Annotated in this window: 20 protein-coding genes; 18 read left to right on the forward strand and 2 right to left on the reverse strand. The window is 43.3% G+C overall.

What is annotated here, in order from left to right:
* Positions 1 to 131 precede the first annotated feature (131 nt).
* Positions 132 to 2,243, reverse strand: coding sequence for a M3 family metallopeptidase (locus ACUNWA_RS17285; RefSeq protein WP_445593174.1), 2,112 nt, complete (start codon positions 2,241 to 2,243; stop codon positions 132 to 134).
* A gap of 230 nt (positions 2,244 to 2,473) precedes the next feature.
* On the opposite strand from ACUNWA_RS17285, the gene pheT reads away from it, so the two are divergent.
* Positions 2,474 to 4,930, forward strand: coding sequence for a phenylalanine--tRNA ligase subunit beta (gene pheT, locus ACUNWA_RS17290; RefSeq protein WP_445593175.1), 2,457 nt, complete (start codon positions 2,474 to 2,476; stop codon positions 4,928 to 4,930).
* Between the two features lie 194 nt (positions 4,931 to 5,124).
* Here pheT and ACUNWA_RS17295 read toward each other — a convergent pair whose 3' ends face one another.
* Positions 5,125 to 5,325 carry a YwbE family protein gene (locus ACUNWA_RS17295; RefSeq protein WP_445593176.1) on the reverse strand — a complete coding sequence of 67 codons (201 nt, stop codon included), beginning with the start codon at positions 5,323 to 5,325 and terminating at the stop codon, positions 5,125 to 5,127.
* Positions 5,326 to 5,495: 170 nt separating this feature from the next.
* On the opposite strand from ACUNWA_RS17295, the gene ACUNWA_RS17300 reads away from it, so the two are divergent.
* From ACUNWA_RS17300 to ACUNWA_RS17380, 17 genes are all read left to right on the forward strand, one after another.
* Positions 5,496 to 5,906: a hypothetical protein gene (locus tag ACUNWA_RS17300; protein ID WP_445593177.1), complete on the forward strand. Its 411-nt coding sequence runs from the start codon at positions 5,496 to 5,498 to the stop codon at positions 5,904 to 5,906.
* Positions 5,907 to 6,402: 496 nt separating this feature from the next.
* Entirely contained in the window at positions 6,403 to 6,819 is a 417-nt protein-coding gene (locus ACUNWA_RS17305) for a hypothetical protein (RefSeq protein WP_445593178.1), read from the forward strand.
* Between the two features lie 279 nt (positions 6,820 to 7,098).
* Positions 7,099 to 8,787, forward strand: a complete 1,689-nt coding sequence (gene ggt, locus ACUNWA_RS17310; protein ID WP_445593179.1) for a gamma-glutamyltransferase — start codon at positions 7,099 to 7,101, stop codon at positions 8,785 to 8,787.
* Between the two features lie 53 nt (positions 8,788 to 8,840).
* A complete protein-coding gene (locus tag ACUNWA_RS17315; protein ID WP_445593180.1) occupies positions 8,841 to 11,141 on the forward strand; it encodes a family 78 glycoside hydrolase catalytic domain in 2,301 nt (766 codons plus the stop codon).
* A 723-nt stretch (positions 11,142 to 11,864) separates the two neighbouring features.
* Positions 11,865 to 12,395, forward strand: coding sequence for a winged helix-turn-helix domain-containing protein (locus tag ACUNWA_RS17320; RefSeq protein WP_445593181.1), 531 nt, complete (start codon positions 11,865 to 11,867; stop codon positions 12,393 to 12,395).
* 37 nt (positions 12,396 to 12,432) lie between these two features.
* Positions 12,433 to 14,835 carry an SLBB domain-containing protein gene (locus ACUNWA_RS17325; RefSeq protein ID WP_445593182.1) on the forward strand — a complete coding sequence of 801 codons (2,403 nt, stop codon included), beginning with the start codon at positions 12,433 to 12,435 and terminating at the stop codon, positions 14,833 to 14,835.
* Positions 14,836 to 14,906: 71 nt separating this feature from the next.
* Entirely contained in the window at positions 14,907 to 15,290 is a 384-nt protein-coding gene (locus ACUNWA_RS17330; RefSeq protein WP_445593183.1) for a four helix bundle protein, read from the forward strand.
* 140 nt (positions 15,291 to 15,430) lie between these two features.
* Positions 15,431 to 16,552, forward strand: coding sequence for a Wzz/FepE/Etk N-terminal domain-containing protein (locus tag ACUNWA_RS17335; RefSeq protein WP_445593184.1), 1,122 nt, complete (start codon positions 15,431 to 15,433; stop codon positions 16,550 to 16,552).
* Between the two features lie 103 nt (positions 16,553 to 16,655).
* Positions 16,656 to 17,006 carry a four helix bundle protein gene (locus tag ACUNWA_RS17340; RefSeq protein ID WP_445593185.1) on the forward strand — a complete coding sequence of 117 codons (351 nt, stop codon included), beginning with the start codon at positions 16,656 to 16,658 and terminating at the stop codon, positions 17,004 to 17,006.
* A 124-nt stretch (positions 17,007 to 17,130) separates the two neighbouring features.
* The gene (locus ACUNWA_RS17345) at positions 17,131 to 18,567 is read left to right on the forward strand and encodes a UDP-glucose 6-dehydrogenase (RefSeq protein WP_445593186.1); all 1,437 of its coding nucleotides are present in this window, start codon (positions 17,131 to 17,133) and stop codon (positions 18,565 to 18,567) included.
* Between the two features lie 185 nt (positions 18,568 to 18,752).
* Entirely contained in the window at positions 18,753 to 20,063 is a 1,311-nt protein-coding gene (locus ACUNWA_RS17350) for a nucleotide sugar dehydrogenase (RefSeq protein ID WP_445593187.1), read from the forward strand.
* A 78-nt stretch (positions 20,064 to 20,141) separates the two neighbouring features.
* On the forward strand, positions 20,142 to 21,164 hold the full coding sequence (locus tag ACUNWA_RS17355; protein WP_445593188.1) for a polysaccharide biosynthesis protein: 1,023 nt from the start codon (positions 20,142 to 20,144) through the stop codon (positions 21,162 to 21,164).
* Positions 21,161 to 22,249 carry a DegT/DnrJ/EryC1/StrS family aminotransferase gene (locus ACUNWA_RS17360; RefSeq protein WP_445593189.1) on the forward strand — a complete coding sequence of 363 codons (1,089 nt, stop codon included), beginning with the start codon at positions 21,161 to 21,163 and terminating at the stop codon, positions 22,247 to 22,249. The genes ACUNWA_RS17355 and ACUNWA_RS17360 overlap by 4 nt, the downstream gene beginning before the upstream one ends.
* Before the next feature lies 1 nt (position 22,250).
* Entirely contained in the window at positions 22,251 to 23,309 is a 1,059-nt protein-coding gene (locus tag ACUNWA_RS17365) for a DegT/DnrJ/EryC1/StrS family aminotransferase (RefSeq protein ID WP_445593190.1), read from the forward strand.
* Between the two features lie 12 nt (positions 23,310 to 23,321).
* Positions 23,322 to 23,825, forward strand: a complete 504-nt coding sequence (locus ACUNWA_RS17370; protein ID WP_445593191.1) for a hypothetical protein — start codon at positions 23,322 to 23,324, stop codon at positions 23,823 to 23,825.
* A complete protein-coding gene (locus tag ACUNWA_RS17375; protein ID WP_445593192.1) occupies positions 23,822 to 25,336 on the forward strand; it encodes a lipopolysaccharide biosynthesis protein in 1,515 nt (504 codons plus the stop codon). Before ACUNWA_RS17370 ends, ACUNWA_RS17375 begins: the two co-directional genes overlap by 4 nt.
* A complete protein-coding gene (locus tag ACUNWA_RS17380; protein ID WP_445593193.1) occupies positions 25,326 to 26,513 on the forward strand; it encodes a glycosyltransferase family 2 protein in 1,188 nt (395 codons plus the stop codon). The genes ACUNWA_RS17375 and ACUNWA_RS17380 overlap by 11 nt, the downstream gene beginning before the upstream one ends.
* Positions 26,514 to 26,520 lie beyond the last annotated feature (7 nt).

The raw sequence follows: 26,520 nt of genomic DNA on the forward strand, positions 1-26,520 counted from the left end.
CAAGCTTAAAACAATGTGTACAATTTACAAAATTAGTCCAGCTGCCTGAAGAGCATGCCAACATATTCAAAATAAAGAGCCTTGCAAATAAGAAATTCACAAGGCTCTTTGAGTTTTATTTTTAGCTCGATCTATTTCAAGCCACGTTTTTGCAACAAATATTCTGGCGACGGATCTTGTCCGCGGAAATTGCGGTAAATGACCATGCCTTCGTCTGAACCTGATTTCGCCAACAAGGTACGGAATTTTGCAGCCAGCTCGGGATTAAACAAGTCGCCCGACTCCTTGAAAGCGGCAAAGGCATCGGTATCTAAAACGCCGGCCCATATGTAGACGTAATATCCGGCTGAATACCCACCCGCAAAAATATGCGAGAAATAAGTACTCCGGTAACGCGGAATAATCTCATCAATTAAGCCCACCGACTCCATGGATGAACGCTCAAAATCAAGCACATCGCCATCAAAAGTTTTAGTATGCCAGTCCATATCCAGCAGCGAAGCCGCCAGGTATTCAACCGTTGCAAACCCTTGGTTAAAGTGACCACTATTAACCAGCTTCTGCACCAAAGCATCCGGAATCACTTCTCCGGTTTCGTAATGCTTAGCATATACTTTCAGTACTTCAGGCTCGGCTGCCCAGTTCTCCATAATCTGAGAAGGCAACTCCACAAAGTCGCGTGGCACCCGGCCAGCCGTACGCTGATAAGAACCATCAGTGAATAAGCCATGTAAGGCATGGCCAAATTCGTGGAAGAAAGTAGTTACCTCGTCAAAGGTCAACAAAGCAGGCATGTCGCCCGATGGACGTGTGAAGTTACACACAATCGAAGTGATTGGGTATTGCACCTTCTGACCGTCAGCGTAAGCCACATCGCGATAGCCGGTATTCCAGGCGCCAACGCGCTTCCCATCTCTTGGATGAAAATCCATATATAAAACGCCCACATGTGAACCATCGGCTTCTTTTACTTCCCAGGCTTCAGCTTCTGAGTGGTACACCGGAATGTCTTCGCGGCGCTCAAACTGAATGCCATACAACTGATTGGCCACATAGAAAATTCCTTTACGCACATTATCCAAGCTGAAGTAAGGCTGAATTTCCGACTCATCCAAGTCATATTTCTCTTTGCGCAGTTTTTCAGAATAGTACCACCAATCCCATGATTTCAACTTAAAGTTTCCACCTTCACGATCAATGATTGCCTGCATTTCGTCGCGCTCATTTTTCGCTACCTCCAGTGCTGGCTCCCATAACTTGAGTAGAAAATCATTCACATTTTCAGGAGTTTTAGCCATATTATTATCGGTAATGTAGGCTGCATGGTTTTCAAACCCCAGTAATTGTGCTTTCTGCTCGCGCAACTGAACCATTTGGGCTATAATCTCTTTGTTGTCAAATTCATTGTCGTTATTTCCACGCATAAAATATCCGCGGTAAATTTGCTCACGCAAGTCGCGGCTATCAGCATATTGCAGGAAAGGAATCAAACTAGGCTTTTGCAGTGTGAAAACCCATTTGCCAGCCATTCCGGCCTTTTCTGCTTCATCAGCTGCCGCTGCTATTACTGCTTCAGGCAAGCCACTCAAATCAGCCTCTGTTTCAACCACCAATTGGAAGTTCTTATTGGTTTCGGCCAGCAGGTTCTCGCCAAACTGCAAGCGCAGGTTCGACAATTCCTGGTTCAGCTCACGCAGTTTTGCCTGATCTTCGTCCGATAAATTAGCACCATTGCGCTCAAAATCCTTATAGTATTTTTCCAGCACACGCAGCTGCTCATGATCCAGATCCAGGCTTTCGCGCTGATCGTATACTGTTTTAACACGCTTGAAAAGCGCTTTATTCAACATGATGTTATCGCCATGCTCGGTTGTCTTAGGCGAAATTTCGCGAGCCAAAGCTTGCATATCGGGATTCGTGTTAGCCGAATTCAGGTTGTAAAAAACCGTTGTCACCCGTTCCAATAAATCACCCGACAAGTCCATCGCCAGAATTGTATTCTCAAAAGTCGGAGCCTCCGATTTTGAGGTAATCGCCTCTATTTCTTGTTGGTGTTGTTGAATACCTTCTTCCACCGCAGGCAAATAATGCTCAATCTCAATCTGATCGAAAGGAGGAACTTCAAAAGGCGTTTCGTAGGGTTTCAAAAAAGGATTATCCATAGCTGTCTTTGTTTCTTTTGCTGAATTACAGGAAGCAAAAATAGCCAGAATAAGCAATAAAACAGGATTAAATCTCTTCATCTTCTTTGGGTTATTTTTTGAACTATTTGGTGCGAAAAATAAGAAAATATTTCATAATAAAGGATGATGAATGATAGTCTCGTCCTAAAAACAGAGCTCTTTCGGCATTCTTTACCTAAAAAAAATAAAAACACAATAATTGCACAGCTTTGCCTCAGCCCAAAAAATGCTTACTTTTGCAGGTCTCAAAAAGACTGACATTCTCAAATTCAGCATAAAGCATTGCAATTATGAAAATTTCCTACAAGTGGCTAAAAGACTATATAGCAACTGATCTCACTCCGCAACAATTGGAAGGAGTACTTACGCAGACCGGCCTTGAAATTGGCAGTATTGAAGAAGTTGAAAGTATTAAAGGCGGCCTTCGCGGTTTGGTTATTGGCGAAGTGCTTACCTGCGAGAAGCACCCCAACTCTGATCATTTGAGCAAAACGACCGTTGACCTTGGAACGGAAGCCCCCCTGCCTATTGTTTGTGGAGCACCCAATGTAGCAGCTGGTCAAAAAGTAGTTGTTGCTACTGTAGGAACAAAGCTTTATAGTGGCGAAGACGAATTTGTCATTAAGCGGTCAAAAATCCGTGGCGAAGAATCACAAGGCATGATTTGTGCTGAAGACGAGATTGGCCTTGGCAACGGTCACGATGGCATTATGGTTTTACCCGCCGATGCCTTGGTTGGAACACCAGCCAACGAATATTTCAAGGTAGAATCAGATTATTCCATTGAAGTGGATTTAACCCCCAACCGGATTGATGGAGCCTCTCACATTGGTGTTGCTCGTGATTTGGCTGCCTATCTGAAACAAGAAAAAGATATTGCCTACACCAAACCTTCGGTGGATGATTTTAAGGTGGATGATCACTCACTGGAGATCCCCGTTGAAGTAGGCACACCCGAGGCTTGCCCTCGATATGCCGGAGTTACCATTAGTGGCATCGAAATTAAAGAATCGCCCGAATGGCTACAAAACCGATTAAAAACCATTGGTTTAAACCCAATCAACAATGTGGTAGACATTACCAACTACGTACTGTTTGAAACCGGCCAGCCCCTGCACGCCTTTGACGCGGATAAGATAACCGGCAACAAGGTCGTGGTGAAAACGCTGGCTGCCGGAACCAAGTTTGTTACCCTGGATGAAACAGAACGCGAACTGCACGAAGACGACCTCATGATTTGCAACGCGCAGGAAGGCATGTGCATTGGTGGTGTTTTTGGCGGAGTGCAATCAGGAGTGCAAGACACAACTCGAAACATTTTCCTTGAATCGGCCTGTTTTGATCCGGTGTATATTCGGAAAACAGCACGCCGTCATGGGCTGAACACAGACGCCTCGTTTCGCTTCGAGCGCGGCACCGACCCCAATGGCGTTATTTACGCGCTGAAACGTGCGGCACTGCTCATTAAAGAAATTGCCGGTGGAAAAATATCATCGGAAATTGTAGATCGCTATCCCCAGCCAATCGAAGACTTCAAAGTTGACGTGAGCTATACGAACATCAAACGACTGATTGGAAAAGATCTGGGAGCCGAACGAATCAAATTGATTCTGGAAGGGCTGGAAATCAAAATCGACAGCGAAACCGAAGCCGGCTTATCACTTTCCGTACCTCCTTACCGGGTGGACGTAAAACGCGAAGCCGATGTAGTGGAAGAAATTCTGCGAATTTATGGATACAACAATGTAGAAACCCCAACCAAAGTCAACGCCTCGCTGCAATATTCAGCCTTGCACGACCCGGTAAAAATTCGCAAACTGATGGCCGATATGCTGACCGCACAAGGCTTCAACGAAATCTGGTCGAATTCGCTCACCAAAGCATCGTACTACGAAAACGGAGAAACATACAAAGAAGAACATACCGTTAAGCTGTTCAACCCGCTGAGCAACGACCTGGGCGTAATGCGCCAAACCTTGCTTTTTGGAGGACTGGAAGCCATTGCCTACAATGCTAACCGTCAGAATGCCGACCTGCGTTTGTACGAATTTGGCAACTGCTATTTCTACAACAACAAGGATCAAGCAAGTGATCGACTGAAAAATTATCGCGAGGAAGAACACCTGGCAATCTTCATCTCAGGCGACAAAGAAAAGGAAAGCTGGACTACCCCTCAAACCGGAAGCAGCTTCTTTCAATTAAAATCCTACGCAGAAAACCTGCTAGCTAAAATGGGACTGAAAAATGACAAGCTAAACCTTGAAAGTTTCAGCAATGAGCTTTTCAGCGAAGGCCTGACGTATTCAACACGCAACGGAAATAAAAAGATTGCCGAGATTGGAATCGTTCACCCTAAACTGAGAAAACAGTTCGAGATTGAAAATCAAGTTTACATGGCCGATTTAGCCATCGATACCATCATTCTGGAACAGAAAAATAACAAGACACTTTTTGCCGAACTCCCCAAATACCCGGAAGTTCGCCGCGACCTGGCCTTGTTGTTAAACAAAGGAGTACCGTTTGGACAAATTCGTGAGCTGGCATTCAAAGTAGAACGTAAACTCCTGCGCTCGGTTGATTTATTTGATGTGTATGAAGGCCCGGGAATTCCGGAAGGAAAGAAATCATATGCTGTTAGTTTCACCCTTCGCGATGATGAAAAAACGCTTAAAGACAAGCAAATCGATAAAATCATGCAGAAGTTGATTTTCCAGTTCGACAAAGAACTGGACGCCAAACTTCGCTAATAACTACTGTTGGGTTTTGGATTGCAGGTTTCTTCTAACGAATCAGCAATCCAAAACCCATTTTTTTTGTACATCTCTCAATGAAATACCTTGGCGATTCTGTTTATAAAAAAAGCCGCCAAATGCTATCCGGTGCAAGCTCCTTTTTTAAGCCATTACAATCATTCCAACAAAACGACCCCATCAATCAAAGGCTAATCGTCTTCCAGAATGTGTTTCACCCGCCCCACTTCACCAGTTTCCAACTGCACTTTTATGCCATGCGGGTGATTAGGCGATTTGGTTAAAATGCGGGCAACATAACCTTCCGTCAGCTCACCGGTTCGCTGATGATGCTTCTGCACAATCTCTACATGACTCTCTATCTGGATATTAGCCCGTTTTGTTCCGTCCATATTTTTTATTTCGAAGAAACAATTATTTTGCGATATTTAAAACACCTCCCACAAGGGACCTTGTTAGTTATTTCATTAAAACTATTATTCTCTTTTTGCTTAGATATTTAAAGATGTTTTTATCTTTAAACAAAATTTGAGTTGAACGGCATAAATTAAACCGAAAGCAAATGAAAAACCATAAAAGTTGGGTATTCTCAAAACCAGAAGCAGACAAGGATTATTTTAGCCATCACGGAGAGCCAATTCAATTAGCCAGCTGCCCACAAAATGGGCATAACTGCGCCGACCACCGAGCCACAATCAATGAATGCCTGGTTAATTCGTTCCATCATTTTTCTCATCGGCAGTACGACACCTCCATTCAGGAACTAAAGGTTGCTTTCGACAAAACCAAAGATCTGGAAAAATCAACCTGTATAAAATGTGCCGAGCTCTTTCGCTTGCGGATTACCGCATCGATGGAGCAGATCCATAGCGAGCTGCATAAGATGAGTACCGGTTTCTTCAGAGCCAACCGCTACAAACCTAGTTTTGAGTACGCCACAACAGTCATCAACGAATTTAAAAGAGATGCCTAACGAATGCGCACTTTCAATAATCGCCCTGTTCAAATCAAGCAGGAGCTAAACAACGTTCCGGACAAGATCAGCTAGAACAGAAAGTTGGACAAAACCATCTTTCTTAGTCATGATCTTCTATAATAAGTGACATCGTTTCAGCAAAGCCAGAAGAAAAATACGTTTGATGTTTTCATAACAGCAATCGCTCTTTCTACCTATCAATGATGGGTTCTTCAACAAAGAGTCCCCCCAACCATTCAGCTCTTCGATTACTACGGGAGCACGATACATAAAGCACGAATAAACGTTGCCCATAGTGGTCAGCAACTGCTTGGCACACTCAATCGAAGAGTTAATTCCTGTTCAGAAGTTTATTAAAAAAATAAAATGCAACTCTTTATTTTCTAATTATTTATATTACTTTTAGCCTTCAGAAAACCTAATTAGGGTCATTCTATTTCTATATTTTCGATTAGTGAGAGAGGCAAATTATTGAATAATTTATAGAGGAACAATGAAGAAAATGAAAGAAATAAAGGGATGGATCTTTTCACGATTTGAATCAAATCGTGATGAAACAGGTCAACGAGAACCTATTCAATTTGTAAGTTGTCAATTCAATGGCAGCCGATGCGTGAACCAACGCGAAACAATCAACCAGTGCTTATTTAACTCACACGATTCTTTTACAAACAAAGAATACGATGATTCCATTGAGGCCTTAAAAATAGCCTATGATCAAACCGGAGAAATCAGCGGAGCACCTTGCTCGCGTTGTGCCCAGCTGTTTCGTTCTAGAATTACCGACTCGATGGAACAAATACATGACGAATTACAACGCATGACAACCGGATTTTTTAGTTGGGGGTCGTTAAGCCCCAGCTACGAATTGGCGAACACAGCGATCAACGAATTTCGCAAAAACGACTAATCCGCTCATGATCGTGCAGCCAGCTTAACAGCTGGATCTGATTTTTCACGGCACACTTTGCAGCTTTTTTACTCACAGGACTACAACAATCAAGCTCCAACGCATTGACCGCTCATCGATTTAGCCTTGCCGTAAACATCGTCCTGAATATGATGCCGTATTCCGCATCCATCCATAACATGCAAGCTGCCTAAAAAAACCGTTCAGCGTTACGATTCTGCATGGCTTGAAAAACACAATAGAATTTGGTAAATTCAAGAACTCAAAACGAATTAACCGATGAAGAAATTCCCCTTACTCCTAATGGTATTGGCCTTTCCCTTTTCCGTGCTTGCCCAGGACCGGATAACCGGCCACAATTTTGCCACACGTAGCGAAGTGATTGCTCAAAACGGAATGGCTTGCACCAGCCAGCCCCTGGCCACTCAGGTGGCACTCGACATTTTAAAATCAGGCGGCAATGCCATTGATGCAGCCATTGCTGCCAATGCCGCATTAGGTCTGATGGAACCCACCGGCAATGGCATAGGCGGCGACTTGTTTGCCATCGTTTGGGACGCGAAGACACAAAAACTTTATGGGCTAAATGCCAGCGGCCGCTCACCTTATAATTTAACACTCGACTATTTTAAAGAAAACGGATACAACAAAATCCCGGCCTTGGGACCGCTACCCGTTTCTGTGCCAGGCTGCGTGGACGGCTGGTTTGAACTCCATCAAAAATTCGGCAAGCTTCCTATGACTGAGCTCCTGGCGCCCACCATTCGCTATGCCCGCCAAGGGTTCCCGGTAAGCGAACTAATTGCCTACTACTGGAAACGCAATGCCAAAATCTTAAAAAGCTATCCGGGATTTGCCGAAGTTTATCTGCCCAACGGACAAGCACCCGCGAAAGGTGATATCTTCAAAAACCCTTACTTGGCCAACACCCTGCAACAAATTGCAAACGAAGGACGCGACGCTTTTTACAAAGGTGAAATCGCTCAAGAAATGGTCAACTACGTGCAACGACAAGGGGGATTTCTCAGCCTGAAAGACCTGGCAGATCATGCTTCGGAATGGATTGAACCCATTTCAACCAACTACCGGGGCTACGACGTATGGGAATTGCCGCCCAACGGGCAAGGAACAGCCGTGCTGCAAATGCTCAATATACTCGAACAATACGACATTTCATCCATGGGGTTTGGGACACCAGAATACATGCACCTGTTTATCGAAGCCAAGAAGCTGGCTTTTGAAGATCGTGCCAAATACTATTCTGATCCGGACTTCAGCGAGCTACCCGTCACTCAACTGATTTCGAAAGACTATGCCCGGGAACGGTCGAAATTGATCGACCAGAATAAAGCCAGCCGAAGTTTTCCGGCCGGAGAACTGGAACAGGGAAACACCATCTACCTGACCACAGCCGATAAAGACGGCAACCTGGTTTCGCTGATCCAGAGCAATTATCGTGGTATGGGATCAGGAATGACCCCCGGAAAACTGGGATTTATCCTACAGGACCGTGGCGAACTCTTTGCCCTCAAGGATGGACATTTAAATGTGTATGAGCCACACAAACGCCCGTTTCATACCATCATCCCCGCTTTCATCACGAAAGATGGGAAACCATTCATCAGCTTTGGGCTCATGGGTGGCGCCATGCAACCCCAAGGCCATGTTCAAATCATTTGCAACCTGATCGATTTTGGCATGAATCTACAGGAAGCCGGAGATGCTCCCCGCATGCGGCACGAAGGTTCGAGCCAGCCCACAGGCGAAACCATGAACGATGGTGGCACCGTGTATCTGGAGAGTGACTTCGACTATCCCATCATCCGCAAACTGCTAGGCAAAGGCCATCAGATCAAATCCTCGCGAGGCGGTTATGGGGGTTATCAAGCCATCCAATGGGATCGCAAGAACAACGTTTTCCTGGGCGCCTCCGAATCGCGCAAAGATGGACAAGCAGCGGGATACTGATCAAAAAAAAAATCGAACACGCTAAACTACACATTAATTAAACCCGATACTTCATGAACCATCCGTTTCTAAGCTCCTACAAACTTGCAATCAGGTCATTTTTGTTCCTGATGATCATTTGCTTCGCGCAACAAGTGTCAGCAAGCAATCCCAATCAACCCACAAAACTTTCTATCAACCTACTCACCCATGCCGACCAGGTTTTCCTGAATGGCTCTCCGGTTAACACACCGCTTGACGAAGCTGTTTACCGTCGGGAAAATTTTCAGTTTACGGAAATCGCACAGAAAAAACCATTCTTCGGATGGGTGGTTAACTCCGATAAAAACAAAACCATGCAAGTGGCCTATCAGGTTCTGGTTGCTTCATCCCAGCATCATATTCAAAACAATCAAGGAGATTATTGGAATTCGGGTAAAGTTGAAAGCAGCCAATCCATCAGCCTGAACTACCAGGGGAAAGCCCTTCTGCCCGACTCCGTCTACTTCTGGAAGGTAAAAACCTGGGATAACCATGGTGTTGAATCCGCTTGGTCGCCCGTCTCCCAATTTAAAATGGCGCCCAAACTGCTGGACTATGCGACCGCCCGCTACCCCCTGCAAAAGCAGGATGAATTTCCTAAAAGCATCCAACCAGTAGCGCCCCAAACCACATTGATTGATTTTGGCAAAGCTGCCTTTGGACGTATCCGGCTAACCCTGGATGGGACCGATGGCGATACCATCACCCTGCGACTGGGAGAAGTATTGAAAGACAAGCGGATTGATCCAAATCCCGGAGGTAGCCGACGCTATGCCGAATACCAACTCGAGCTAAAAAACGGTAGCAACACGTACATCATCACCATCGATCCCGACAAGCGAAACACAGGCCCCCGGGCCATTCCTATACCGGAGTACATTGGCGATGTTCTCCCTTTTCGTTATGTTGAAATTATAGGGTACAATCATCCCATTGAGAAATACCAGATCGCTCGCGAAACCGTTTTTTATCCTTTTGATGAAACGGAATCTTTTTTCACCAGTTCCGACACCATCTTAAATCAGGTTTGGGAGCTATGCAAATATTCCATCAAAGCCACCTCCTTTGCCGGAGCCTATGTCGATGGCGACCGCGAACGCATCCCCTACGAAGCTGATGCCCTGGTCAATCAGCTCTGCCATTATGGCGTTGCCCGCGAATACAGCATGGCTCGCTTTACACATGAATACTTGATTCATCATGCCACCTGGCCCACCGAATGGATTCTTCAGTCGGTATTGATGGCCTGGAATGACTACCAGTACACCGGAAATAAAGAATCACTGGCACAGCACTATACCGATTTAAAAGCCAAATCCCTACTGTCGCTTTCTGATGAGTCGGGTTTTATCAGCACCCGCACCGGAAAGGTCAGCCCTGAAGTGCTCGAATCGATTCACTTAAAAGACAACCTACGCGACATTGTCGACTGGCCGCACACCGGCATACTGGGCTTAGGTAAAAATGAAGCCGGCGAAACCGATGGCTTCGTATTTCAGGACATCAACACCGTCGTCAACGCCTACCACTACTTCGCCTTAAAAGTGATGAGCACCATTGCCGGACAACTGGGCAAAGGCGATGAAAGTGAATTTTACAGCCTCCGCGCAGCCAAACTAAAGAAAGCATTCAACGCGGAACTAATCGATCCGAAACGAAAGATTTACACCGACGGTATTGGCACCGACCACGCCTCACTGCATGCCAACATGTTCCCCTTGGCTTTTGGCCTGGTACCGGATAAAAACAGGAAAGCAATCAATACCTTTATCCGTTCACGCGGGATGGCCTGCAGTGTTTATGGTTCGCAATTCCTGATGGAGGCCATTTACGATGGACACAACGCCGACTATGGACTGCAACTGCTGACGTCAACCGACGAACGAAGCTGGTACAACATGATTCGTGCCGGCTCAACCATTAGCATGGAAGCGTGGGACAACAAATACAAACCCAACCAGGACTGGAACCACGCCTGGGGAGCCGTTCCGGCCAACATCATACCACGTAAGCTGATGGGCATTGAACCATTAGAGCCGGGATTCAGCAAAATCCGGATAAAGCCACAGCCAGGAAATCTTACACAGGCTGAAATCAAATGCCCAACCATCCGGGGTGACGTGCTGGCTTCTTTTCAACATGAACCGGGGAAAAACTTTCAACTTTCGGTTAACATTCCGGCCAATACAACAGCTGATGTTTACCTGCCCTTTTGGTCGAAAGCACAGCGAGTAAGCCATAACGACAAAAAAGTAAACTACCGGAAGGCTGGAGAATTTCTAATCATTGAAGAAGTAGGCTCAGGAAAACACCAGTTTTCGGTGAGCAACTGACAAAACAACAAAGCTGAACGCCAGCGGAGTTCGGGATCCATTCTTGAACATAGGCTAAATAGCTTCAAGCTAACCCCTTTAAAAAGCAAAGCTTAAAGACAAAGCCGAACCAGGGGTGATTGAAGCAAAAAGAACTCCCCGGAAGTAGCATATCCAATTTCAACAAAGTCTTTCATCCTGTCAATCAAATGAATTCCCCCGGCCTGCAAGATTAACCTTCATTTGTTTGAAGCTTATGGAAAATAAAACGCCAAAAGTGTCGTTCATGAGTCGAGCAGGCCCATTCAGCAAGAAAAAAGGCTCATTCATGAAATTCTGCAAAAAAATAAACCATTTCTCTGAAAATTGAGTAGTTTTGCTACTCGATTTGCTGCTGCTTTCATGTGGCAGCATTTCTTTTACATAGCGATTCGCTGCTCGGAAAATATGGGACTGAGGAGGCGGAGCTGTGAGAAGCCGTCAACAAACAGGCAGCTCCCCGAAGACACACAAGAGCACAACACACTGACGCAGTGCCGCTTTAACAAAAAGAATCCAAAACCAGGTATTGCCTGAATCCAAATCATAAGCTTACACAAAATACAAACACGCTTAGGGCTTCCTTGCCTCCAGATGAGCACAAAAAACAAAGTCTCCGGTTTCGGTGATGATCAAATAAAAACAAACAACAGCGAGCAAGGATAACCAACAACCGATAAGAACCGAAACTTTCGACCCGAAATTATGCTTGATGCATTAATCACATCAAAAACACGAATAAAAATCTTGCTCAAGTTCTTCCTGAACAAGAATAACAAAAGTTACTTGCGAAGCCTGGAACACGAATTTGGAGAATCATCCAACGCCATCCGCATTGAACTTAACCGATTTGAAGACGCCGGATTGCTCCAGAGTCACTTTGATGGCAATAAAAAATATTTTCAAGCCAATACTGCTCATCCGTTATTTCAGGATATTCACAATATCCTACTAAAGATGGTGGGCATCGACACCATTATTGAAAAGATAGCACAAAAGTTACAAAAAATGGAGGAGGCCTACCTGACGGGTGCTTTTGCACAAGGGGTTGACTCCGACACAATCGATCTCCTTTTTATTGGCGACCAACTAGACATTAAGCTCATCAACAACTATATTCGTAAAGCCGAAAAGATTATCAACAGAAAAATCAATTATACGCATATCCACAAAAAAGAACGGAAGGACTACCTGCAACACAGAGCCTCTCTTCTCATTTGGACTAGCGAAAAATAAAATCAGAAGCAATATTTTGGAAACAAACGATCAAAACATGATAGTACGTAAAGCACTAAAATTTATTTGGATCATCGGCCTGTTGGCCTGTTACCTGATCCCTTCGGCGCAAGTGCCAGCCCATGTAGATGTAAACAAGCTTAGCGACCAGCAAGTGCAGCAAATTGTTCAGGAGATCGAAAGCAGAGGTCTAACGATGGAGCAAGCCACTGAGATGGCCCGTCTGCGTGGCGCCAGCCCGGCTCAAATCAGCCAGCTGAAAAGTCGGATCAGACAAGTACAAAACAGCGGAGGAGCAAGCATGGAGCTGACGCCTCAGCAGCAGGATACAGCGTCAATGGTTGATACGCTTTCAAAAAAAACGCCTATTGACGCCACATCGAAGAGCAAAAAAATCTTTGGATTCAATTTTTTCAACAGCGCAGACTTAACCTTCGAACCGTCGGTAAACATTCCCATTCCTGACAATTATGTGCTGGGCATCAACGACCAGGTGATGATCAACATCTGGGGAGCCAGCCAGCAAACCTACCAATTGGTAGTGGATGGCAATGGCAACGTTCAGATCCCGGATCTGGGGCCTGTGCAGGTAGCCGGCATTGACTTTCGTGAAGCGGAAAAACGAATCCGACGACGCTTGGTAGCTATTTACAATGGCATGGGCGGCGACACCCCCAACACCTTCGCTGAAATTGGCATCAGCAACCTCCGTTCCATCAAGGTGAATGTGATTGGCGAAGTATATGCACCGGGAACCTACACCCTGCCGGCAACAGCTTCCGCCTTCAATGCGCTCTATCTATCGGGAGGTCCCAATGAAAATGGCTCCTTTCGTACCATTCAGGTCATCCGTCAAAATAAAGTAATTACCGAGATCGATGTCTATGATTTCCTGATCAACGCCAACCCGGCAAACAATATTGCTCTGCGCGACCAGGACATCCTGTTTATTCCAACTTACGATATCCGCGTTGAAGCTTCCGGTTCCTTCAAGCGGGAAGGTTTTTTTGAACTGCAGGAAGATGAAAACCTGCAAGACCTGCTCAGCTATACCGGCGGCTTTGCCGACCAGGCTTACCACGAACGCCTTTCCATCACCCGAACAACAGGCAAGCAATTCAAAGTGCTGGACATCACCCGGGATGAATTTGAAACCTTTGCACTTGAAAATGGCGATCAAATTGAAGCCGGCGAGATTATCGACCGCTATGAAAATCGCGTCAGTATTGAAGGAGCAGTCTTCCGCCCCGGCACCTTTGCCCTTACCGATGGCATGAAACTGTCGGAACTGATTGCCAAAGCCGATGGGGTTAAAGAAAGCGTGTTCAGCAACCGGGGTGTTATCATCCGCCTGGGAAAAGACCTGAGTCCGCAAACCATTGCCTTCAAAATATCGGATATCCTGGAAGGCACCAACGACCTGGAGCTGAAACGCGAAGATCATGTTATCATCCAGGATGTATTCAGCATGCGCGAAGCGCGTTTCATAAAAATCTACGGACAAGTACAATACCCCGGCGAATACCCCTACCGGGAGAATATGAGCTTGAAAGACCTCGTGTTTCTGGCCGGTGGATTTACCGAAGCAGCCAGTGAATCCTTCATTGAGCTGGCCCGACGCCACGACTATGAATCAGCGGCCAAGGTGTCCAACGAGCTGGCCGACTTGCATCAATTCAACATCAGCCGCAACCTGGATATCAATCCCGAAGATGCCGCGTTCAAGATTCAGCCATTCGACTACATCTATGTGCGCAAAGCACCGTCCTACAACACCCAGCGAACGGTCACCATTCAAGGCGAAGTGGTGTATCCCGGTCCTTACAGCATCAGCAATAAAAATGAGCGGGTTTCCGACCTGATTAAACGTTGCGGTGGCTTGACACCTCATGCTTTTAGCAAAGGTGCTACCTTAAAACGACTACGGTCCGACGATGAAGTCATTAAAGAATCACTGCTAACAGCCATGCCCGACAGCCTGCTTCAATCGGCCGAGCAACAAATGGACGATCACTACAAGCTGGAGTTGCGTCTGGATGACATCCTGAAGAACCCGGGATCCATCTACGATTATGTGCTGCGCGAAGGCGATGAACTGCTGGTACCCGAGGTTACTCAGGAAATCAAAGTATCAGGCGAGGTGCTAAACCCCATTGGGCTGGCTTTCCAGGAAAACAAGGGTCTAAAATATTATATCAACCGCTCAGGAGGCTTTAGTCAGCAAGCAAAAAAAGGCAAAGTATTCGTGATTTACAGCGATGGAACAACCAAGGTAACCAAGGGCTTACTTAACCGGAATTATCCACGCCCCGAACCCGGCTGCCAGATTGTGGTTCCGCAAAAACCAGATCGCCCGCAAGGTGACCAGACCTCGCGATGGTTATCCATTGCCAGTGCCTTCTCCTCCATTGCCATCGCCGTTGCCGCGGTGTTAAGATAGGAAAACGAAGGCAGGAAGTCACGAAGGCACGAACGTACGAAGACACGTAATAACGAACAACGAAGCATACGATGGAAAAGATAAGGTCACATAAAGAATTGAAAGTCTATCAGGAGGCTTACCAGGCTGCCTTAAGGATTCATCAGTTAACCCAATCATTTCCTACTGAAGAGAAGCATGCGTTGACCAATCAAATCAGAAGAAGTTCCAGATCGGTTTGTGCAAACCTTGCTGAAGCATGGAGAAAAAGACGATACCCCAGAAACTTCATTTCTAAATTGTCAGATTCCGAAGCGGAGGCGGCCGAAACTCAAGTTTGGCTGGATTTTCCTCACTCGTTCGAATACATCAACGAAGCGATCCATGATGAGCTTTACGATCAGTTCGAACACATCATCGCCATGCTAATCAAGATGAGTCAAAATTCAGAGAAATGGACACCCAAGCAACAATAACCATCGTGCGTTCCTGCCTTCGTACGTTCGTAAGCATCGCCTATGTTGAAAAATCCTGGTCAACCGATAATTTATCCTGTGAAATTCACATCGTGAATATTTCATAGGACCAACAACCGTTAACTCTCAACTGCACACACATGACAACAAAAGAAAATACACCTATCCCGGCTAAGACAGCCGCTGAAGATGATGAAATTGATTTGATCGCCTTAGCCAAAGACCTGTGGAATGGGCGGCGAACCATCATCAAATACACCCTCATCGGAATCGCCATCGGACTATTCGTAGCCCTGTTGAGCCCCAAGGAATACACCGTACAAACGACCATGGTGCCACAATCCGGACAGTCCGGAGGCTCCAAGCTCGGCGGACTATCCTCACTGGCCGCTATGGCCGGCTTCAACCTTGACATGAGCAGCGGAACCGAAGCGCTTTCGCCCCTGGTTTATCCCAAAATTCTGCAATCCGTCTCTTTTCAGATGGAGCTGATGAATACGCCTTTTCAATTCAAGGAGGTGGATCATCCGGTCAGCTTGTTTGAGTACTACACCGAATACAAAAAACCGGGGGCCCTGGGTATCCTCAAAAAATACTCCCTCGGATTGCCCGGCGTGATAATAAAAGCGTTAAGAGGCGAACAAACTTCGTCTACCTCAGAAGGGAAAAGTGACCTATTGTCCTTGAATGAAGATCAGGAAAAAGTGCTTAAAACCATGAATGAGAACCTGTCTTTAGAAATCAACGACAAGGAAGGTATTCTGAGCTTATCGGCCCGTTTTCACGATCCGGTGCTTGCAGCTCAGGTAGCTCAAAAAGCGCAGCAGATGCTGCAAGCGTACATCACCACCTACCGCATTCAAAAAGCGCAAGAGCAACTCGACTTCATCCAGGAGCGCTACCAGGAGAAAAAACAGGAGTTTCAGGCTGCCCAGGAAAAGCTGGCCCGCTTCCGCGATCAAAATAAAAACGTGTCATCGGCTTTGGCACAAACCGAAATTGAGCGACTGCAAAGCGAATACGATATTGCTTTCTCGGTCTATTCCGAGCTGGCGAAACAACTCGAGCAAGCGCAAATCAAGGTAAAAGAAGATGCGCCTGTGCTCACCATTGTGGAGCCGGTTCGTATCCCGCTGCAAAAATCCAAACCCAACCGCCCGATGATCCTCATCATTTGGACCTTTCTGGGAGGAATTATCGGTGTAAGCTTAATCTTTGGACGCCAATTTCTGTCCAGCATCCGCGAACGCTGGGAAGACTAAACAACTAGCTTAGAACATCAAAGTAATGCAATAATAAGGATAAAGGTTAAAGTAATAAGTGCCAAGCTAAAAGATCCAAGGAAAAAGGTTAAAAGCAAAGACTATGCATAATAATGATCTACAACAAAGGCTGTTTCAATTTGCTATAGGTGTGATCACTGCCGTAAGGACTTTTCCAAAATCCATCGAATATAAGGTGATCAGCTACCAATTGATCAAATCAGCGACTTCTGTCGGAGCAAACTATGAAGAAGCACAAGGAGCTGTATCAAAAGCTGATTTTTCAAATAAAATTGGTATTGCGTTAAAAGAGATAAGAGAATCCGTTTACTGGATCAAGATCGTTATCGAAATCCATGAAAACAATACGCAATGGAAACCGATCTTAAAAGAGGCGGAAGAATTAAAAAAAATAATGGGGAGCATCTACTCCAAAACCTCAACCAAACGCTAAACCCTTTAACCTTGACACATTAACCGTTAACCTTTACACTTGGTACTTTAACCTTGAAAACTTTAACCTTTACCCCTGACAATTTAAACCTTATTTACTTGAATTTTTAAAACCTTTCATAGATATGTTTCCAACTGAAATCAAGAAAATTGCCTGCATTGGTGCAGGGTACGTTGGCGGGCCAACCATGGCCGTCATTGCACAACAATGTCCACATATCCAGGTCACCGTAGTTGACATCAACGACCAGCGCATTGCAGATTGGAATGACAAAGATCTCTCCAAACTACCGGTATACGAACCGGGCCTACCCGAAGTGGTGGCTGAAGCGCGCGGGCGTAACCTCTTTTTCTCAACCGATGTGGAAGGTGCCATTCGCGAGGCGGAGATGATTTTCATCTCCGTAAACACCCCTACCAAAACTTACGGTGTTGGGAAAGGTATGGCTGCCGACCTGAAATATGTCGAACTGTGTGCCCGCCAAATAGCGGAAGTCGCCACCACCAATAAAATTGTGGTTGAAAAGTCAACCCTGCCGGTACGTACCGCTCAGGCCATCCGCACCATTCTCGACTCTTCCAACCAGTCTATCAATCCTGCAGCCCCCAAATTCGCGGTGTTATCCAACCCCGAGTTTCTCGCTGAAGGAACAGCCATTCAGGACCTGCTGCATGCCGACCGGGTGCTGATTGGCAGCGAAGACAATGAAGCCGGCCAACAAGCCGAACAAGCCCTGGCGAACATTTATGCCAATTGGATTCCACGCGAAAAGATTGTCACCACCCGCATCTGGTCTTCCGAATTATCCAAACTAACGGCAAACGCCTTTTTGGCTCAGCGAATCTCCAGCATCAACTCCATTTCGGCACTGTGCGAACGTACCGGGGCGGACGTGGATGAAGTAGCCCGTGCCATTGGCATGGACAGCCGCATTGGCCCCAAGTTTCTGAAATCATCGGTTGGCTTTGGCGGCTCCTGCTTCCAAAAAGACATTTTGAACCTGGTGTACCTCTGCCAGCACTTCAACCTGCCCGAGGTAGCTGACTATTGGGAACAGGTGGTGAAGCTGAACGACTACCAGAAACGTCGTTTTGCCTTGCAAATTATCTCCAGCTTGTTCAACACCGTGTCGGGCAAAAAGATTGCTTTCCTGGGCTGGGCTTTCAAAAAGGATACCAACGACACCCGCGAGAGCGCTGCCATTTACGTGGCCGACGAACTGTTGCAGGACCGGGCTGAGATTCATGTCTACGACCCTCAGGTTTCCAAAGCACAGATTTTTCGCGACCTGGAATACTTATACCAGCAACACCCGGAAAAAGCAATTGCTACAGAGGAACTCCAACAACTGGTACAGATCCATGCTGATCCTTATGAGGCCATGGCTAAAGCCCATGCCACAGCCGTACTGACCGAGTGGGATGAGTTTAAAACCTACGACTGGCAAAAAGTTTACGATAGCATGCTCAAACCGGCATTCGTTTTCGATGGACGAAACATCCTCAACCGAAAAGCACTGACCAACATCGGCTTTGAGTTGAAAAGCATCGGAAAAGGGTGAGTGAAGAAAGATCCAAGGTTAAAGGGGAAAAGAAGAACGGGCGAAGGCACGAACTCATGACCGCACGAATGACCATCAAATGACATGTGCTTCACCTCTTTAACCTTGTTCCTTTACACTTTATCCTTGACAACTTTACACTTTATCCTTGACAACTTTAACCTTGACATCTGATACAATAACAAATGGACAACACTCAACAAATTCTAAAAAAAATCGCAGCTAATACTGAAACTGTAGGTATCATAGGCTTAGGATATGTAGGCTTACCATTAGCAGTTAATTTTGCCGAAGCAGGCGTAAAGACCATTGGCTTCGACAAAAATCCAACAAAAGTAAACAGCATCAACCAAGGAAATAACTACATCGATGATATCCGTGATGCCGTACTCAAAGAAGTGGTTGACAACGTATCCCTCAGTGCAACGACAGATTTCAGCCGAATGAGTGAATGTGACGCCTTACTGATTTGCGTGCCAACCCCTCTGGATCGGTTCAAAAAGCCAGATATGAGTTACATCGAAAGTGCCTGCACAGAAATTGGAAAGCACATGAAACCGGGGACGTTTATCAGTTTAGAAAGCACCACCTACCCCACCACTACAGAGGATTTGATGCTGCCAATTATCGAACAGGAAAGTGGCTTCAAGCATGGCACCGACTTTTGGCTGGCCTACTCCCCCGAGCGGGTTGACCCGGGCAATAAAAATTTCCATACCCGCAATACCCCCAAGGTATTGGGTGCCATGACCGCTGAGGGCCTGGAAATCGGACAGGCCATTTATAAAAAGGCCATTGACCAGATCCACCCCGTCAGCTCACCACGGGTGGCCGAAATGGTGAAGATTTTGGAAAACACCTATCGCCTGGTCAACATCAGCCTGATTAACGAGCTGGCTTTGCTGGCCGGCAAAATGGATATCAACATCTGGGAAGTGATTGAAGCCGCCAAAACCAAACCCTTCGGCTTCCAGGCTTTTTACCCCGGCCCGGGCATTGGTGGACATTGCATTCCGCTTGATCCGTTTTACCTGGAGCACATTGCCAAACAATACAATTTTGACCTCAGCATGATTCATGCGGCAGGACACATCAACATGCGCATGCCGCACTACATGTACATCAAAATCGCTACGGCACTCAACCGGCACCAAAAAGCTGTTAACGGAAGTAAGGTTTTCTTTCTGGGGGTGGCCTACAAACCCAATATTAATGATGAGCGTGAATCGCCGGCCTTAGAGATTATAGACACGGTCGCTCACAAAGGAGGAAATGTTCAATATCACGACCCCTTTATCCCAACTATTAAAACTCACGGAGGTATAACTCTCAACTCGCTAGAATTGTCTGTTCAAACTCTTGGAGATGCAGATGTCGTTGTATTAACCACTAATCATTCTGCTTTCGATGTAAAGTTTATCCAACAGCATGCAAAGTTGATTGTGGATATGCGTAATATGATCGAGGAAAGTAGTGACAAAGTATATAAACTGTAATAAAATTACACAGTATAGTTAAGATAATTTGAAGTCTCTCAAATACGGAGATAAAACAACAACATAAAAACCACCAAAATGTTTAATAATAGAACACTTATGATTACAGGTGGGACAGGTTCTTTTGGTAATGCTGTCCTCAATCATTTTATTAATTCAGACATTGAAGAAATTCGAATTTTTAGTAGAGACGAAAAAAAACAAGAGGACCTTAGAATCCAATACAAAAGCTCTAAGCTCAATTTTATAATTGGAGATGTTCGTGATTTTAATAGTATTAATGCTGCGATGCGGGGTGTAGATTTTGTTTTTCAAGCTGCTGCTTTAAAGCAAGTCCCTTCTTGTGAATTTTACCCTATGCAAGCGGTAAATACCAATATATTAGGTTCGGAAAACGTATTGGAAGCTGCTGCCAGAAACAATGTTCAAAAAGTAGTTGTGTTAAGCACAGACAAAGCTGTTTACCCAATAAACACAATGGGAATGACAAAAGCTTTGATGGAGAAATTGGCCATATCTAAAGCAAGAGACCCCAGGGTTAAAAAAAATGATGGTATCATTTGCGCTACACGGTATGGAAATGTGATGGCTTCAAGAGGTTCCATTATTCCATTATTTATCAAACAAATAAAAGAAGGAAAACCTCTTACTATAACTGAACCCAATATGACACGTTTTATGATGTCACTGGAGGAATCTGTCCAATTAGTTTTATTTGCTTTTGAACATGCTGCTCCTGGAGATTTATTTGTTCAAAAAGCACCGGCCGCTACCATTGCAACATTAGCAGAAGCTCTCAAAGAGCTATTCAACGCCAGTAGCGAAATACAGATTATTGGATCAAGACATGGTGAAAAAATGTATGAAACTCTTTGTGGTAAAGAAGAGATGTCCAAAGCTGAAGATCTAGGAAACTTTTATCGCATTCCAGCCGATATGCGAGATTTGAATTATACAAAATATATTCAATCGGATGGACCGCGCTTAACTGATGCTGAGTACAACTCTGACAACACAAAGCGACTTGACAAGGAAGAACTTAAAAAGCTGCTACTTACTTTAGATTACGTACAAAACGAATTAAACCAGTCGCACTTATGATACCTTTAGTTAAAACAAACATCCCCGATAAAGAACAGTTACTCCCAGAGCTTGAACGGGTTCTCTATAGTGGCTATGTCGCTCAAGGGGTAGAGGTAGATCGTTTTGAGCATGATTTTCAATCGTTTATAGGGAAAGGATATTCACTCTCTGTTAACTCAGGAACTGCAGCATTGCATATTGCGTTGATCTTAGCAGGGGTAGAAAGCGGTGATGAAGTAATATCAACAGCATTGACAGCAGAGCCAACCAATGTTGCAATCAAAATGGTTGGTGGAAAAGTTCGCTACGCTGACATTGATCCTGCAACAGGCAATATCTCACCAAGCTCAATAGAAGCAAGCATTAATGCTAGAACAAAAGCAATCATGGTTGTGGACTATGCAGGAATTCCTGTTAACGTTCCAAAGATTCAAGAAATATCAAAGAAATACGATATTCCCGTAATACACGATGCTGCACATGCTTTAGGCGCTAAATTCAATGGAAAAAAAACAGGAGTACATTTCCCATATACAATCTTTTCTTTTCAAGCAATAAAGCATCTTACAACCATTGACGGAGGAATGTTGCAGATCCATGATAAAAGCGCTTATGAAAAAGCAAAACTAATCAGGTGGTTTGGAATCGACAAACAAAAGACAAGACTGGAAAATGACATCCAATTTCAGGGGTACAAATATCACATGAATAATGTAAACGCTACCATTGGAATAACTCAGCTGCGAGGAATTGATACTCTATTAAGCACACACATTGAAAATGGAAGATACTTTGATCAGGCGTTGAAGGATATACCCGGCTGCCAATTAATAGAATACTATAAAGGAAGTGAACCTTCCTATTGGCTATACACTCTGAAAGTCGAAAACCGTCAGAAATTCATAAAAATGATGGAAAAAAATGGCATTATGGCCTCAGAATTACACAAAAGAAATGATTGGCATACCTTCCTCAATGATTTCGATTCTTCTTTGCCAAATCTGGATCATTTTTATAATCAATTAGTTCATATACCTTGTGGATGGTGGGTTGGTTTTGAAGAAAGAGAAAAAATTGCTAACACAATAAAGAAGGGATGGTAATATGATATCATTATATAAGCCTTTTATGCCCGATCAATTACCCGAACTGGAGAACATTCTTCATTCAGGAGCTCTGGCTTATGGACAATGGGGAAAAGAGTTTGAACGAGAGCTGAGTGCTTACGTTGGCTGTCCCAATATTATATCAGTAAATTCGTTCAATGCAGCCATGTTGGTTTCCCTTACAACCTTCGGAATAAAAACAGGTGATGAGGTTATAGCCTCTCCAATGAGCTGTTTAGCATCTAATCAGCCGTTTGCCACTATAGGAGCTAAAGTCATTTGGGCAGACATTGATCCCAAAACAGGGACACTCGATCCTGAAAGCGTTAGAAAAAGAATAACACCAAAGACTAAAGCCATTTTCCACAATCATCATTGTGGATATCCAGGATACATTGATGAAATAAATTCAATTGGCAGAGAAAAAGGAATCTACATTATTGACGATGCTATAGAAGCGTTTGGCTCCAGATACAAAGGCAAAATAATAGGTAATACAGGAAGTGATGCTACCGTCTTTTCATTCCAGACAGTTCGTCTTCCGAATACAATTGATGGAGGAGCAATCACATTTAAAGACAAAGAACTTTTCGCCAAAGCAAAATTAGTAAGAGATTTTGGTGTTGATCGTTCTAATTTTCGGAATGAACTTGGAGAAATATCATCTAAATGTGACGTATCAACTCCAGGATACGGAGTTACCTTAAGCGAAATAAATAGCTATATAGGTTGTCTGCAGATCGATCAAACGGATGCTCTACTCAAGCTGCAAAGACAAAACGCTCACAGATGGCAGAATGAATTTGCAAATAAATACCCTCAAATCACTCCCTTGGGAAATGGAGCACATGAACCAAACTTTTGGATCTATGGCATCCTATCTCCAACTAAAAAAGAAACAATTATTAATTTTAGAGAAAAAGGTTATTACGCCTCTGGAGTGCATTTACCTAACAATTATTACTCGGTATTTGGAGCCTCTAGACCATTAAAAGGAGTCGAAGATTTTTATTCAAAATTTGTCGCTATCCCATGCGGATGGTGGTTTTCACTTTAAAAGCAAGCGGATATGCCTAAGCTACAGATAATCCAACATATCAATGTTACCCCGAAAGAGCTTGATGAAATTATTCACGTAAAGTCAAAAGCTTGGCCATACACTTATGAAAAACAGATAGAATGGATAAATCAACACCTGCAAGATACAGATTTACATGTTCTACTATTGGAAGATAACATTCCTGTAGCTTACCTTAACTTAGGCGAGATTGAAATAATTATTGACAACGAAAAAAACAAAGCGCTTGGAGTTGGTAATGTATGTGCTATAGAAAAGCGAAAAGGATACGGGAAAGAATTATTAAAACAAACCAATAAATTCATGCTAAAAGAAAAAAGAATTGGATTACTCTTTTGCAAAAAAGAATTGGTTAATTTTTATAAAAAGCATAGCTGGGTATTGCTCGATAAGAATCAACTATCGCTCCCTTTTAACTCCCAAAATATCGAAACCATGATCTTTAATGTTTCTGACACTCCATCTTCTATATTATATAAAGGCAAACCATTTTGAAAAAGAATATACTTGCTAATTTTATTGGACGATTTTGGGGTATAATATCTAATTTTCTTTTTATACCTCTTTATATAAAATTTTTAGGTTTAGAAAGCTATTCCATTATTAGTTTTACCCTTGTTATTACCGCCTTTTTGGCAATAATGGATGCTGGGTTAACATCAACCTTATCACGTGAATTTGCGTCAAGTACCAATAATCAAAAAGACAAATACAGCGTCTTTAAAACTCTGGAGTCATGCTACTTAATCATCTCAGCACTGGCAATTTTGATTACTATTCTAGGAGCTAGTTCCTTTGCTAAGAATTGGCTAAATCTGGATAATTTATCACCTGAGAAAGTTGCAATATTCCTGCGAATTTTCGGTATCGAAGTTGGTTTCAAATTCTTAGCCCAATTCTACAGTGGAGGTTTTATTGGACTTGAAAAACAAGTCAAAGGGAATGCTTACATGATTGTTTGGGGAATTTTTAGAAACGGTCTAGTATTAGTTCCTATCTACTTTTATCCATCGCTTGAGACATTTTTTTCATGGCAAACAATCACTACAATTATTTATGTACTAATTATTCGACTTGACTTGATATCAACACTTTCCAATCAAAAGAAAAATATTTTTTTTGAAAAACCCATTATTGATAAAGAAATTTTATCTCGGGTTTGGAAATTTGCTGGAGGAATGTTTTTAATAGCAGTTGTTGCAGCTATAAACACCCAAATGGATAGGCTGACATTAAGTAAATTACTCCCAATAGAAGTTTTGGGTCTATATACATTAGCTTTTTCTTTATCTCGAGGCCTTAACCTTGTTGCTCAGCCTTTCTCAAAAGCACTACTCCCCCGGTTTACATTCTACTATACATCAAATTCGTTTAAAAAAGGTATTAGTCTCTTTAAAAAAGGCTATATAATCGTTGGCATTATTGTATTCACGTGTTCTGCTTGTTTAATGCTATATGCTAAAGACTTAATCTGGGTTTGGACAAACAATATAGAATTAGCAGAGGAAGCCTGTAGATACGTTCCATGGATTGCAAGTGGTACCGGATTTCTTGCAATGCAAGGACTTCCATTTAATATTGCGATTGCAAATAGCTTTACAAAATACAATAATTACCTAGGCATCTTCAGCCTAGTTATCACAATTCCAAGTTACTGGATATTCACGAGCCGATATGGAGGAACCGGAGCAGCTGCTACATTTTCAATAAGCCAAATCATCATAACTTTCATCTATCTATTCCTTGTAAATTACAAATTTTTACACCTCCCTCTCTTAAAGTTATTTAGTAGGAACATCCTTATTCCATTAGCACTTTCTTTAATCGTCATATTTATCTTAAAACAAGTAATTATTGTACCTGAAAACCGTCTAGCTGTTCTTTTAAAAATAGGATTATCAGCCATTGGTTCATTAATTGTAAATACAATGATATTAATTCCTATGAAAGATATCATTTCAGAGTATCAGTTATTAAAAAATAAACTGTTAAAAAATGACAGATAAAAAACTTATATCGATAATTATTCCATCACGTAATCGTCAAAAATATGCTATCCATTGCATTAAAAGTATTTTGGCAATAGATAATCACAAATTGGAAGTAGTCGTTCACGACAATAGTGACACTGATGAGTTAAAACAGTGGATCGAAAAAGACATAATTGACAATCGTTTAATTTACCGCTATGACCCAACACCTATGTCAACTATCCATAATTTCAACAAAGCAATGGAGCTAGTTAATGCTGAGTATATATGCTTTATTGGTGACGATGATGGAGTTACTCCAGAAATAGTTGAAGCTGCAGAATGGGCTAAAGTAAATAATATTGATGCAATCGTTGAAAAAACACGTATCGATTATATTTGGCCTAATGTAAATAGAACGGGTGAGCAATCCATCTACCCTTTTTCTGGTTCTATAAAAAGTGTTGACGTAAACACCGAGCTCATGAAGTTTCTTAAAGATGGTGGTATTTATTATTTAAAATATGACCTGCCTAAAGTTTATCACGGAGTTGTAAAGAAAGAGAGCTTTGACAAGATAAAAAATATTACAGGATCCTATTTTGGAGGCCTTAGTGCTGATATTTATGCTTCAATCTGCCTTTCATTAGTTGTCCAGAAAGCTATTGTAATTGATTATCCTTTAACAATAGCTGGAAGTAGTTTAGAATCACAGCAAACCCATCAAACCGAAAGAGCTAAAAAATTACCACTACAAAACGCCCCCCATTTTAGAGCAAGAGGAAATTACGTCTGGTCTGACAGAGTACCTTTTGTCTATTCAGGAGCCACAATTTGGGCTGAATCCAGTATTAAAGCACTAGAAGCATTTGGTCGTATCGATTTAATCAATAAAGTTGACAAATTCAAACTAGCAGCTCATATCATCTTAAAATCACCCCATTATGAAAAAACAATACTAAATAATTTCGTTAACCATGAAGATAAATTTAAGGTGAAATTTAAATTTTACAGAGTCAAAATATCAACCCAAGTTAAAAGTATCATTCAAAAAATAGGAAATCGAATAAAAAGGAAGTTGAATGGAAAAGCTATAATAAAATACAATAATGTTTTAACGATACGTGAAGCAGTAGATTACAGTAAAAACTACATGAAAAGCAATGATATAAGTTTAAACAAAATTCTCTCTAAAGTCTCAAATTCTAACTAGAACACAC

The sequence above is a fragment of the Sunxiuqinia sp. sy24 genome (assembly GCF_052677165.1).